Here is a 13,202-nt window from a genome sequence, read left to right as displayed (position 1 = left end):
ACCCCGTACTCTGGGTGCCTGGTCGGAGCCGATCACCGTGGAGCGGAGCCAACAGTGGTCATGCGTAGCAGTCCCCTACCGAGAATGAGTCGCCGTGGCCGAGTCACGGTCGGTGTGCTGGTCGGGGTGTTCCTGCTGTTCACCCTCCTGGGCTGGGGGGTCCAGGCATGGACCGACTGGCTCTGGTTCGACGAGGTGAGGTTCACTCAGGTCTTCACCGACGTCCTGGTGACCCGGATCCTGCTCTTCGCCGCGGTCGGGCTCGCCATGGCCGTGGTGGTCGGCGGCAACCTCTGGCTCGCCTACCGGCTGCGCCCGGTGCTGCGGCCGCACTCGGCCGAGCAGGCGACGCTGGAGCGTTACCGGATGGTGCTGGCACCGAGGATCGGCGCCTGGATCAGCGCGCTCGCGGTGATCGTCGGCCTCTTCGCCGGCCTCAGTGCGCAGAGCCGGTGGAGCCAGTGGCTGTTGTTCCGCAACGGTGGCAGCTTCGGGGTCAAGGACCCCGAGTTCGGCATCGACATCGGCTTCTACGTCTTCCAGTTCCCGTTCTGGCGCTACCTGCTCGGGGTCGGCTTCACCGCCGTGGTCCTCTCGGTGATCGGCGCGCTCGCCGTGCACTACATCTTCGGCGGGGTGCGGCTCCAGGGCGTCGGGGACCGGATGACCAACGCCGCACGGGCCCACCTGACCACCCTGGTAGCGGTCTTCGTGCTGCTCAAGGCGATCGCGTACGTGCTGGACCGGCGGGCGATGCTGCTGGAGTTCAACGAGAGCGTCAACACCTACGGCGCCGGCTACGCCGACATCAACGCACTGCTGCCGGCGAAGGAGATCCTGGCCTACATCTCGGTGGTGGTCGCGATCGCGATCATCGTGTTCTCCAACGCGGTGATGCGCAACCTGGTCTGGCCGGGCATCTCGTTGGCCCTGCTCGGCATCTCGGCGGTGGCGATCGGTGGCATCTATCCCTGGGCGGTGCAGACCTTCGAGGTCAAGCCGAGCCTCAAGGACAAGGAATCGCAGTACATCCAGCGCAGCATCGAGGCGACCCGGGCCTCCTTCGGCCTCGCCGCCACGCAGACCGCCCCGTACGGCGCCGGAAACCTGAAGCCCCCGGCCACGCTCGCCACCGACACCTCGGTGGTGCCGAACATCCGGCTGCTCGACCCGCAGTTGATCTCCGAGACCTACACCCAGTTGCAGCAGGTGCGGGGCTTCTACGACTTCGGCCCCAAGCTCGACATCGACCGCTACACGGTCAACGGTGCCACCCAGGACTACGTCGTCGGCATGCGCGAGATCAACTACGGCGAGCTGACCACGCAGCAGAGCAACTGGATCAACCGGCACACCGTCTTCACCCACGGCTACGGCCTGGTCAGCGCCCCGGCGAACCAGGTGGTCTGCGGTGGTCAGCCGTTCTTCGTCTCCGGCTTCCTCGGTGACCAGGCGCAGCAGACCTGTTCGTCCTCGACCGAGCAGATCCCGGCGCAACAGCCGCGGATCTACTACGGCGAGCAGATGGACGACAGCGACTACGCGATCGTCGGCCAGACCGACTCGAACCGCAACGTCGAGTTCGACCGGCCGACCGGCGGGGAGAGCGAGAACGGCGGCGGGCAGACCTACACCTACACCGGTTCCGGTGGGGTGGAGATCGGCTCGTTCACCCGCAAGCTGCTCTACGCGATCAAGGAACAGGAGAGCAACTTCCTGCTCTCCGCGGCGGTGAACGAGAACTCCAAGCTGCTCTACGTACGTAACCCGCGCGACCGGGTGGAGAAGGTGGCCCCCTTCCTGACCCTCGACGGCGACCCGTACCCGGCGCTGATCGACGGTCGGATTCAGTGGATCATCGACGGCTACACCACGGCGGCGACCTACCCGTACGCGGAGCAGGTGAACCTCCAGACCGAGACGGCCGACGAGCTGACCGGTCGGGGCACCTTCCAACTGGCCCGGGAGAACGTCAACTACATCCGCAACTCGGTCAAGGCGACGGTCGACGCGTACGACGGCACCGTGAAGCTCTACGAGTTCGACGAGGCCGATCCGGTGCTCAAGGCATGGAACAAGGCCTTCGGCGGTGACCTCGTGGTGCCGAAGTCGCAGATCCCGGCCGACCTGGCCGCGCACTTCCGCTACCCGGCCGACCTGTTCAAGGTGCAGCGCAACCTGCTGGCCAAGTTCCACGTCACCGACCCGTCGGAGTTCTTCTCCGGGCAGGACTTCTGGGAGGTGCCGAACGTCCCGGACGCCCCGGACACCGGCCAGCGGCAGCCCCCGTACTACCTGTTCACCCAGCTTCCCGGGCAGGAGTCGCCCCGGTTCCAGCTCACCTCGGCGGTGACCCCGGCGAGCCGGCAGAACCTGGCCGCGCTGATCTCCGGGTCGTACGTGAACGGGCAGCCGCAGTTGCAGGTGCTGGAGCTGCCGGACCAGACGGCCGTCTCCGGGCCGGTGCAGGTGCACCAGAAGATGACCAACAACGCGACGATCCGGCAGGAACTCAACCTGCTCTCGTCGAACCAGGCCCAGGTGCAGTACGGCAACCTGCTCTCGCTGCCCTTCGGGGACGGCATGCTCTACGTCGAGCCGGTCTACGTGAAGAGCAACCAGCAGAACGCGTACCCGTTGTTGCAGCGGGTGCTGCTCTCGTACGGCGACGGCGGCGAGTACGTGGTGCTGGCCAACAACCTGCAGGACGGCATCAAACAGCTTGTCGAGCAGGGCAAGACGGCCCCCGGCACCACTCCACCGCCGGGCGGTACGCCGCCGCCACCGCCGAGTGACAACCCGCCGGCCACGCCGAACCCTGGCGCGACGCCGAGCGCACCGCCCGCGCTCACCGGTGAACTGGCAGTGGCGGCGCAGAAGGTACAGGCGGCGATCGCCGAGGTGCAGGCCGCGCAGGCGTCCGGTGACGTCGAGCGGTGGGGGAAGTCGCTCAAGACCCTGGATTCCGCGCTCACGGAGTTCCAGGCAGCCCAGCGGGCGGCCGGGATCGCCGGGGCGTCACCGACGCCGAGTGCGGCCACCCCCCAGACGGGGACCACACCGAGTGCGCCGCCCGCCACTCCGAGCGGCTGACCGTAGGCGAATAGCAGAAAAAGAAGCTCGGCGGGCCGGAACAGAACTCTCGTTCCGGCCCGCCGAGCTTTTTGTCTTTCGCCATTCGCTGAACGAATCCCCTGGTCAGGGCGGTGCGCAACGGTTTGTGGTGGCTCGTTTTGCGGGCGGGTGTGCCGGTGCGCTAGTCTTAACAAGTCGACGCGGGGTGGAGCAGCTCGGTAGCTCGCTGGGCTCATAACCCAGAGGTCGCAGGTTCAAATCCTGTCCCCGCTACAAGTGAAAGTGCAGGTCAGAGCCCCGCCCCCAAATCATGGGGGCGGGGTTTTTGATCTCCTTCCGGGCACAGTCCGGGCAGACGAAACACCACGAGGCGACATGAGATAGCAGACTATCGATCTTTGCTGTATCGGTCGTCGGGTCGACGTCGAGCACCTTCTATCTCAGGGGGATGCCGGTGTTCCGTTCAGGGGCATCCCTGAAATCAAGGCCATCGATTCCGTATCGGGGACAGCCCAGGGCCCGGCGGATCGGATCACTGCGCACCCCGCCGTCCCCTTCTGCCTGTGGCTCCCCGACCGGCCCGGCAGCGCCTGAACCGGTTGTCGCAGGCAACGACCGATCCCCCGCGACAACCCGCTCGGCGCGACCTGACCGATCCGCAGCGAGCAGCACTGGGTCGAAGTTGTCCTACTTCTCTGAGACCATCGACCCGTACGCATTTCCTGCGACGAGCCATGAGGTGCGCGGGTGGGGCCGGTCCACAAGCTCAGGACGTTGTACCCGACGCCGACCTTCGCCCACGCCGTCGAGACGTTCCTCGCCGCGCGCACCGCCGCCGGCGCCTGGTCGACAGGCACCACGGTCAAGCACCGGCAGACCCTGACCGCGCTCGCCGGCACCCCGGCCGGCGACGTCGGCGCGCTGGACCCCAAGCCCGAGGCGGCGGCGCTCGCCCAGGCGTGCACGGCGGCGTTCGGCACCACCGCTCCGGCCATCCGGGTCCGGCACCTGTCCACCCTGCGCTCCTCGTTCACCTGGTGGCGCGAGACGATCGGCTGGATCGCCGGCGACCCCCACTGCGGACTGGGTCCGGTCGAAGGTCACCGTGGACACCACCCGGGTGCTGACCCGCGATTAGGTCGCCTCGCTGTGGCACCTCGACGTCGGTCTGCGCGACAGAACGCTGTGGCGGCTGCTCTACGCGACCGCCGCCCGCGCCGAGGAGATCCTCACCCTCGACGTGCCCGACCTCGACCTGGCCAGCAAACGCGCCCGGGTGGTGTCCACGGGCGGCAACACCAAGTGGGTGTTCTGCCAGGCCGGCGGCGCCATGCTGCTGCCCCGGCTTGTCGCCGGCCGCGCCCACGGCCCGGTGTTCCTTGCGGGCTGCAAGCCGACTCGCGTCGTGGCCACCGTCGACTTGTGCCTCGTCACCGGCTGGGTCTGGCTGTCCTACCGCCGCGCGGCCGAGATCTTCGAGCACGCCACCTGGCCTCTCGCCAATTCGGTCGACCGGGAACAGGGCTGGACGCTGCACCAACTCCGCCACGCGATGCCTTCCCACGAAGCCGAGAATGGCACCAGAACACCGCCACCCTGCTCGCCTGCTCCCGGCACGCCTCCGTGCGCTCCCTGGAGCGTTACGCCCGACCCGGTCCCGAAGTGGTCGCCGCCACCGACCCGGCCGCCCTTAGCAGAACCGGACAAGGCCGCTGACATGGCGTTCGCGGCGATCCACCCCGAGGTCGGCCGCATCGACGCGACCCTGCCCGACCTCGGCCGTGGACTGAGCTGGGACCAGGTGCACAAGACCCGGCCCCGGGTCGCGCTGCGTTGCCCCGATTGCGGCTACGGCGTGCACGCCAAGGTGTCCGCCCGCAAGTTGCGGTACTTCGCCCACGACCCTGGCCGGCCCGCCGACTGCGCCTGGCTCAACGAATCCCTGGAGCACCATCTGCTCAAGCTGGAACTCGCGACCGCGATCCGCGCCGCCGACTGGCACGCCGAACTGGAGGTCCGCGCACCGGACGGCACCTGGCGTGCCGACGTGCTCGCTTCCTCCCACGATGGCACACAGCGCATCGCCTGGGAGGCCCAACTGTCACCCATCACGAACGAGGAAATCCAGGAGCGCACCGAGCGGTACCGGGCTGAGGGCATCGGCGTGTGCTGGGTAAGCCCCGGCGGGAAGGCCCTCTGGTTGGGTGCCGTGCCGTCAGTCCGGGTCCAGGAGCCGCGCGAGGACCGTCCGTGGACCGTCGTCGACGGGCCCGCCTCGTTTTCCTTCGAGCACGGCACCTGGATCGCCGTCGACGACCTGGAGCTGACCGCCTTCATCCGCTGGGTACTGCACGGGCAGACACAGGTCCACCGGGTCCGGCCCCGGTACCGGAATGTCTGGTTCGCCAGCAGGAGCTGGCGTCGGCGACCCCTGGTCTGGACCACAAGCCCACACGTGGACACCGAGACGCGGCACGAAGCCATGCGCCAACGTCAGGAAGAGCGCAAACGCCAGCGGGAAGAGCAAGAGCGCCGAGCCGAGCAACAGCGCAAGGCCGAAGCCGAGGCCCGCCGGATCGAAGAGGAACGCCAACGCGAGGCACAACGGCAGGAGCAGGAGCGGCAGCGCAAAATCTGGGAAGCGGAGCAGGCCGCCCGCTGGGAGGAACAGCAGCGACAGCGGGCAATCGAGGCCGAGCAGGCCCGGCAGCGACGAGAAGCCGAGGAACGACAGCGGCAGGAGCAGGCCCGCGCCGCCGAGGAGCAACGCCTCCGGCAGGAACAGCACGAGCAACTGGTTGCGGGCCAGTGGTGGGCGGTGCTGTCGCCCGCGCAGGTCCAGGAACTGCGTGACGCCGTGGCCGAGCCGCTGTGGAAGAAGCAAGCCACCCGGGCCGAGTTCGACGCCCAGGGCGCCTCCGCCGACAGCGCGTACGGCATCGCGATCTACACGCGCCGCCGGCTGCACGGCATACTCCGCCCCAGCCCAGCCTCGCTGCATCGACTCCCACCCGTAGTACTCATCTACGTCCGCAACGCCCGCGAAGCCCATCAACTCACCGACACCGGGAACGTCGACCCTGGGCGGGTCATTCACTTCAACCTGCCTGACCATGAACAGATGTCGCTCATCTAAGACGCCCCGGGGAGCCGGACTAGCGCGATCGCCAGCCATCACGGCTCGGTGGTGTAACGGGGTGACTACGGAATTCCGGCAGCGACTCGCCGGACGACCCCGGCTCCGAGCAAACAGCCGCAGAGGAAAGGCTCGGCTTCCGGCGGACGGCTCTGGGCACACCGGGTGGAACTCGTGTGCGTAGGCTATGTCCTCCGGGTCGTTGTCGGCCTGGCATGGATGCGATCGTGGTCGAGAAGGTGCGGGTTGAGTGACAACCTGGAGCAGCTAGGCCCTACAGGCTTCCAAGATCTCGCGGCCAGCCTTGCAGTCGCGGCTTTCGGCCCTGGCGTCCAGGTGATGGGCGCAGGGCGTGACGGCGGGCGTGATCTGTACTACCGGGGTCAGCTCGTCTGGAAGCCAGTCGAGGATCAGCCTGGCGAAGTGTGGGACGGCTACACCGTCATCCAGGTGAAACATAAGGCGTCCGTGACCGGTGGACACCCGGAAAACGCGGCTTGGCTTTGGGGACAAATCCGTAAGGAGCTCGATGCCTGGGCTAATTTCAAGGGCGATCGCAGGGATATCCCCGGCTTTTTGATCTTCATTACGAACGTGATCCTCACGCCGTTCCCTGTGGTCGGCGGGCATGACACAATAAATACCCACATCAAAGATTATCTGGACCATCTCAATGATGGCACGCGGGATATCGACGGGGAGGCCACGAGCGCCCGGATCAAGCGCCTGAATAGGGTGAAGTCGATCGCGAAGGTACGCGTGTGGGACGGCAACCAGATTCAGACCCTCCTCAAGGTCTACCCGGGAATCCGCAGTGCGTTTCCGGCGTTCCTTACTGCCGGAGATGCCTTCACTGTTTTGAGGCAGCTCAGCGACAACATCTCGACCGACAATCTCGAAGCCGCGCTTCGTGAGCACGCGAAGACTGCGCTGGCAGGCGAGGGATTCATCTACTTCGATGAGGCGGGAAGCGGTGACGGCAATGGAATTCCCGTTCATGAAATAGCGATCGACTTACCGGTCAGCTTCGACTCCGGGACGCGGCACACGAGCGTGATCAAATATGTTCTCGATCGCGCGGAACACGTCCTCGCGCCCGGTATAACGACCCAGGCGGCCCCTCGACATCTGATCATTACCGGGGCACCGGGTAACGGTAAGACGACGATCTCCAAGTTCCTCGTCCAGGTGTTCCGTGCAGCCCTGCTGCGCGACGCTGACAACCTTGGAGACGGCCACCGCGAGATCATCGAGGGCACCAAAACCGCTCTGAGGCGTTTCGCCCGTGAGCTGCCAAGGAACCGCCGCTGGCCGGTGCGCATCGACCTGGCGCAGTATGTCCAGGAGGGAGGGCTCAACGACGACTCCACCCTGCTGCGATGGATCGCACATAAGGTGTCCCGCAGGTCCGACACGGGAATTGTGACGGCGTGGGCCCTCAAGGAATGGAGGCAGAAGTGGCCGTGGTTGCTTGTCCTTGACGGGCTCGATGAGGTCACCGAGCCCACCGTGCGAAAGCGCCTGATCGAGCGGGTGACCGAGTTCGTCAATGACGTCGACGCGGACAAGTGCGATGTGCTCGTCATTCTGACCACTCGGCCGGTGGGTTACACAGAGAAAATCGCGCCCGCGCAGTTCGAACGGGTCGACCTGGATTATCTTGAACTCGCAGAGGCCGTTCGCTACGGGAAGCTCGCGACCAGGGTCCGCCTTCGTACGGACACCGACCGGATCGAGAGAGTGCACGCCCGTCTGGTCAAGGCTGCGGAAGATGAATCTCTACAGCACCTGCTGCGCACCCCGCTGCAAGTCCTGATCCTGACCATCATCATCGACGGAGCCGGACAGCTGGCCCCGGATCGCTACAGCCTGTTTCGGGGCTACTACGACACAGTGTTCAAGCGAGAGCGCGACAAGCCAGCTGGACTACACAAGATGCTTCAGGATTACGGCCAGCAGATCCAACAGCTACACGAACGGGTCGGATTCGAACTGCAGGTGCGCAGCGAATCCAGCGACCGGTCCTACGCCACGCTCACCCCCGAGGAGCTGCGGCGCATCGCATGGCAAGTCCTCACCGAAGCCGGCTTCAAACCGTCCGGCAAGGACGCGGGCCTGCTGTCGAACATCTTCGACGCGGCTACCAAGCGGCTGGTGCTGATCGTGCCCCGAGGCGCGGACGGCTACGGCTTCGATGTGAGGTCCCTGCAAGAACTCATGGCCGCCATGCACCTGACCACTGGACCGCTGGACGACATTCTGGACCGCGTGCGGGTGGCCGCCGCCAGTCCGTACTGGCGTAACACCTGGCTGTTCGCCGCCGGCCAGCTCTTCTCAACCCCTCAACGGCATCAGCACCAAGCCTTGGTCGAGCTCGTTGAGACAATCGATGCGACGGCCGACGACCGGCTCGGCGGCGTCGCACCGGTCGGCCCGCGCCTCGCGCTGGACATCATTGACGACGGTATGGCGCGTTCCTACCCCAGATGGCGCGACCGGCTGATCGCGGAGGCCATGAAGGTCCTGGGCGAGCCGGACCCGCCGGACCTTCCATTGATCACAAAGTACCTCCTACGGTTCGCCAACACCGGCGACGACCAGCGGGCGGCGGTAGCGGAAGGGTTACGCGACGCCTTGGGAGGAACACCCACGGCACGGAGGACAGCGGCCACGCTCCAACACCTGACGCCAGCGATCGCCCTGGAGATCCGAGCACACCCCAACGTGCGCGGCCTCGACAGCGTGAGGAAGCGCCCGGACGCGACTCTTCCGACCTCCGTAGACGGGTGGGAAGACTTCGACTTTGAAATCGAAACCAACCCGTGCGTTGGCGAAGCAGATCGTTTACTTCACGAGGCAGCCGACGCACTACGGCACCTCCGTGGCAACGAGATGCGAGACGAGGACTACCTCGCCATCATGCGGGCGCTAGCGGTAGAGCCGGCAGCGGCAGGACTCGCAGCGGCCTTGGCCCACGTGATCGGCCATGAGGAGAGGCTCATCTACCACCTGCGAGACGGCGTGATCCCGACCGTGCATCGCCGGCCGGTGGGTGAGCGGCTTCAATCGATGATGCCAGACGACGTGTAGTCACCGCAGACGGATTTTGGGCTTCGCGATTGGTGGCCCGCCCAGGGACGAGATGGCTCACTTGTCGATGAATCTTCCGATGGTCTACCACCTCGGCTCGTTTCAGATGGCGTCGCCGCCAAGGGGCGGCCTGGTCTGAATCCTCCTCGTACCTGCGGGGACTCTCCCGTCGGCGGGAGTTTGTGACGGTTGGCCTGGGTGGGGGGTCTGGCGGGTTCAGGATTCTCGGTTGAGTCGGTGTCGGGCGAGTAGCCCGAGGATTGCGGCAATGGTTCCTGTGCTGAGTGCGGTGGCGGCGTGGGTGGCGTGGTGGGCGATGAGGAGTACCGCGCCTCCGGTCCAGAAGATGGCGACGGTGGTGATGGAGGTGACGAGGGAGGTGAGGGTGGCTCGTCGGAGGTGGGGTGCGATTTCGCGGCGGGTTTGTTCGATGGCGGCGCGTCGGGCGGTTTCGAGGTAGTCGGCGGCGGTGAGGTCGCCGTTGAGGAAGCGGTGTCCGTCGTCGGAGAGGAGGGGTACGTGCCGAACGGTCGCGGGGGTGTGGGGATGGTGGGGTGGCATGGTATTCAGCCTTTCGGCTTCTCGGCGGGTGGTGACCCGTTGTCGCTGGTTGCTTATGGCGTGGGGATGTTGGTGACCGCTCCGGCGGTTTCCTGGTGGGCGAGCCCGGCGGCGAGGACGGCGGCGAGGAGGACCATGTGGCCTTTGTCGACGTCGGTGAGGGAGTGGGGTAGGTCGGAGTCCAGGGTGAGGAGGCCGTAGCTGGTCTCGCCGGCGCGTACGGGTACTGCGATGAAGGAGCGGTAGCTGCGTCCCTTGGCGTCGTTGAAGTGGGGTGGTGGGGTTTGGTGGAGGTCGTCGACGACCAGGACATCCTCGCTGAGGGTGAGTCGGATGGCCTCGTTGTCGTGGGCGCTCGCTCCGTTGGTGAAGTGGCGGCGTGGTGCGGTGTTGGTTTGACGTCCGACGTACACGACGCGTTCGAGGCGGTCGTGGTTGTAGGTGTAGTAGACGCAGCGGAGGTTGGCGCGTGGTTGGTTGTGCCGTCCGCACTGGGAATGACCGATGTCGACGACTCGGGTGGTCAGGACATCGACCGCGGCTCGTAGTTCCTGCTCGGTCTTCGCGGTGGTGACCTTCCCGAGTGCGTTCAGCAGGGGAGCGCCGGCGCGGTTGAGGCCAGAGGCGAGTTGGGCCCGTGCCCGGGCGGCCGCGTCGCCGGCGGCGCTGGCCTGCCGTTCCTTGAACACACCGAAGATGGCCGTCCCTGTCGTCGCGGCGATAGCTCCGAGGCCCCAGTACACCCGGATGGGGCCGTGGTTGAGCGACGCGAGGAAGGTGGAGACGACCGCTGACGCGGGAAAAAAGACCGGAAATCCGTATCGCATGGTGCGGCGTGTCCAGACTCGGACACGGTTCGGGGTGTGGTGCTTCGGCACTGTGCTCCCTATCGGAGGTGAGGATGGTCGGGGTCGGCCCTGAAGGCCGGAGTGCGGGCGCCCGGAGATAGGCCGGAGGATCGGCAGGATCCGGACGGGGCGCGACTGTCGGCGCCTGCGTAACGCGGTCCGCTGGTCCCCAGCGGCGCGTTCGAGGAGTTTCTGGGTGGTGCCCCTGTCGTGCCTCGTTTGACGGGTTCGGGTGGGTCGGGTGAGGTCTCCGGCACGAGTCAGGGCGGGCCGATGAGGGGGCGCCACTACCGATGGAGTGGCTGGCCATTCTCGGCGCGGTTGTGCCGTGGTTCGGGCACGATCCGCAGAGCATGTGGACCGTCGGCCCTCATGCGCTGCCGCGACGGTCGGTGTCTCCACCCATATATTTCGCGGGCAGCGCGGATTGTCACGGGCTCTCGAGCGTGATGTCCCGAAGCGTGAGATGCCTGCGGATCCGTGATCGACCGAAACTCCTCACTGCTGGCAGTGAGGATGAGTTCAAGCAGCTCACGACCATGGTTGCCCGAGGCAGAGCCCGTGGTGTTCATCGGCCTACGACGATGCATAAATTTGCCGAGTGTGGGTGGATCGGCCGTCGGGCTGCAGGTGACGGATGCCGGGCTCGTCGACGTCGGGCATTGACGACATCCGGCCGCGGTGTCCTGAATGATCCGCGGCGTGACACCTGGGTGGGTCTACCGGCCGTTCGTACCTCCCTGTGACGACGGAGGTCGACGCGGACAGGGCAGCGTTCGCGTACCCGTTCGGATGAACTCGTGGACCCTGGTCGATCGGGCGTGACGTTCCCGGGGTCTGGCGACATATCCAGGTGGAGGGATGCATGGATGATCAAATTTGGTTCACCGAAATGTTCGGGCGTCACTACAGCACGATCTGCCGTTTCGTGGGCTACAAGAGTGTTGGCCTGGACGTCGAGGACGTGGCCGCCGATGTGTTCCTTCTCGCCTGGAACAAGCGTGACACGGTACGGGACCGGGAGAATCCGCTTCCATGGCTCCTTAAGGTGGCGTCCAACCACGTCAGCAACCGTGTGAGAGCAAAGAGGACCCAGAACGGGTACGTCGCCGAACACGGCCCCCCTCTTGTCGCTCAGACAACACCTGACCACGCCGAGCGGGTCGTCCGAGGCATGCGCTTCGACGACGCTCTCGCCAAATTGCCCGAACAAGACCGAATCACGATCTTCCTGTTGGTTCACTGTGATCTGACGCAGACAGAGGCAGCCAAGGTCATGGGCTGTAGCCGTCTAGCGATGACGATGCGAGTGAAGCGGCTCAGGGATCAGGCCCTGCGCCACTCGCGCGGCGCAGACCACGACAGACACCCACTTATCGAACTTGTCGGAGGGAGAGAATGGTGATCGACAAGGCGGCTCGAGATCTCCGCGCCCACTGGGGCCCGGCACTCGCCAGGTCCGAAGAGGAATGGCAACCGAACTCGGAGATCGCGGCGGCGACCCTGGCGCGGATCCTCAGCACGCCTGACCAACCACGCCCGGCGCCCGCCACACCGCCCCGGTGGACTTGGGTATGGCGCATCGCCGTCGGTGGAGTCTCAGCCACGATCGCCGTCATCGCCACGCTCACCATGATCCCGAATCCGGCACCCGCGCACGACGTGACACCGCCTCCGCTCACCTACCACGCACCCGAGCAACCGGTCGCCGCCGCACCCCTGCTCGAACAGATCGCCGATTCCACTCGATCCACCGCCGCGGGCGCCAGCCCGGGCGGCCCGGACTCGCTGGTCGAACACCTACGCATCGTCAGCTGGAACCTCAACAGTCAAATCGACGGGCGCCGGATCACCTCGGCGGTGGTACCGACCGACACCGAAACCTGGCTGAGGGCCGACAACTCCGGACGTAGTATCCGCCGCCAAGGAACGCCGATTTTCGCCGACGCCGACGATCGGCGGGACTGGAAGGACCAGCGTGCCCTCAGCCGGGGCAACACTCCTGTCGCCGAAACCTACCCGCCCGGCGGCTACCAGCGACTGTGGGCGGGCCGCCCACCGACCGAAGTGCCGCAGCTGGAGAAGTGGCTAAGGGAGATCAACAAAGGAACAGACGAGTCGGCGCAAACCCTCCTCGCCATCACCGACCTCTTCAAGGAACGTGTCCTAGACCCGTCCGAACGAGCCGCCGTCCTACTGGTCCTCGCCCGGCTGCCCGACCTTCAATACGCCGGAATCACGACAGACCGAGCCGACCGCAGCGGCGAAGCGTTTTTCGTCACCTCCGACGTCAGCGGCCTACCGACCCGATACACCCTCATCATCGACCGACACACCGGCATACTCCTCGCCCAGGAACAGATGCTCCTGACGGACACCGGCAGACTCAACGTGGAAGCACCAGCCGTGGTCGACTTCGACACCTACGTCACCGCCGACTGGGTCCCGGACATCCCATGAGCACACCACCGCCGCGCCGAAACAGGAGGCGA

At 66.1% G+C, this 13,202-nt stretch carries 7 protein-coding genes and 1 tRNA gene; 6 read left to right on the top strand and 2 right to left on the bottom strand.

All coding sequences use genetic code 11. The features are described 5' to 3' along the window. Nucleotides 1-60 precede the first annotated feature (60 nt). The 4 genes from BDK92_RS13745 to BDK92_RS13710 all read left to right on the top strand — a co-directional run bounded on the left by BDK92_RS13745 (nucleotide 61) and on the right by BDK92_RS13710 (nucleotide 9,301). Nucleotides 61-3,093: a UPF0182 family membrane protein gene (locus tag BDK92_RS13745; RefSeq protein WP_246017023.1), complete on the top strand. Its 3,033-nt coding sequence runs from the start codon at nucleotides 61-63 to the stop codon at nucleotides 3,091-3,093. A gap of 181 nt (nucleotides 3,094-3,274) precedes the next feature. Beyond that, nucleotides 3,275-3,348, top strand: a tRNA-Met gene (locus BDK92_RS13740). Nucleotides 3,349-4,315: 967 nt separating this feature from the next. Then, nucleotides 4,316-6,211 (top strand): competence protein CoiA family protein, encoded by a 1,896-nt coding sequence (locus BDK92_RS39015; RefSeq protein ID WP_211349211.1) that lies wholly within the window; start codon nucleotides 4,316-4,318, stop codon nucleotides 6,209-6,211. Nucleotides 6,212-6,457: 246 nt separating this feature from the next. Next, nucleotides 6,458-9,301 carry an NACHT domain-containing protein gene (locus BDK92_RS13710; protein ID WP_147457001.1) on the top strand — a complete coding sequence of 948 codons (2,844 nt, stop codon included), beginning with the start codon at nucleotides 6,458-6,460 and terminating at the stop codon, nucleotides 9,299-9,301. A gap of 216 nt (nucleotides 9,302-9,517) precedes the next feature. Here BDK92_RS13710 and BDK92_RS13705 read toward each other — a convergent pair whose 3' ends face one another. Together BDK92_RS13705 and BDK92_RS13700 are read right to left on the bottom strand one after the other, a co-directional pair. Further along, nucleotides 9,518-9,862 carry a hypothetical protein gene (locus tag BDK92_RS13705; protein WP_121157062.1) on the bottom strand — a complete coding sequence of 115 codons (345 nt, stop codon included), beginning with the start codon at nucleotides 9,860-9,862 and terminating at the stop codon, nucleotides 9,518-9,520. A gap of 53 nt (nucleotides 9,863-9,915) precedes the next feature. After that, nucleotides 9,916-10,689: a GAF domain-containing protein gene (locus BDK92_RS13700; protein WP_147457000.1), complete on the bottom strand. Its 774-nt coding sequence runs from the start codon at nucleotides 10,687-10,689 to the stop codon at nucleotides 9,916-9,918. Between the two features lie 886 nt (nucleotides 10,690-11,575). Here BDK92_RS13700 and BDK92_RS13695 point away from each other — a divergent pair. Both BDK92_RS13695 and BDK92_RS13690 read left to right on the top strand, forming a co-directional pair. Further along, nucleotides 11,576-12,115: an RNA polymerase sigma factor gene (locus BDK92_RS13695; RefSeq protein ID WP_147456999.1), complete on the top strand. Its 540-nt coding sequence runs from the start codon at nucleotides 11,576-11,578 to the stop codon at nucleotides 12,113-12,115. After that, entirely contained in the window at nucleotides 12,109-13,170 is a 1,062-nt protein-coding gene (locus BDK92_RS13690; RefSeq protein ID WP_121157059.1) for a CU044_5270 family protein, read from the top strand. Before BDK92_RS13695 ends, BDK92_RS13690 begins: the two co-directional genes overlap by 7 nt. Nucleotides 13,171-13,202 lie beyond the last annotated feature (32 nt).

The organism is Micromonospora pisi, assembly GCF_003633685.1.
GTDB classification, from domain to species: domain Bacteria; phylum Actinomycetota; class Actinomycetes; order Mycobacteriales; family Micromonosporaceae; genus Micromonospora_G; species Micromonospora_G pisi.
Note: the sequence above shows the minus strand (reverse complement) of the source record. Positions and strands in the feature narration are given on the sequence as shown.

What these genes read in the sequence shown, in the direction of transcription:
- BDK92_RS13695 (WP_147456999.1), top strand. Translation starts at nt 11,576, where the DNA reads ATGGATGATCAAATTTGGTTCACCGAAATGTTCGGGCGTCACTACAGC.
- BDK92_RS13700 (WP_147457000.1), bottom strand. Translation starts at nt 10,689, where the DNA reads ATGCGATACGGATTTCCGGTCTTTTTTCCCGCGTCAGCGGTCGTCTCC.
- BDK92_RS13705 (WP_121157062.1), bottom strand. Translation starts at nt 9,862, where the DNA reads ATGCCACCCCACCATCCCCACACCCCCGCGACCGTTCGGCACGTACCC.
- BDK92_RS13745 (WP_246017023.1), top strand. Translation starts at nt 61, where the DNA reads ATGCGTAGCAGTCCCCTACCGAGAATGAGTCGCCGTGGCCGAGTCACG.
- BDK92_RS13690 (WP_121157059.1), top strand. Translation starts at nt 12,109, where the DNA reads ATGGTGATCGACAAGGCGGCTCGAGATCTCCGCGCCCACTGGGGCCCG.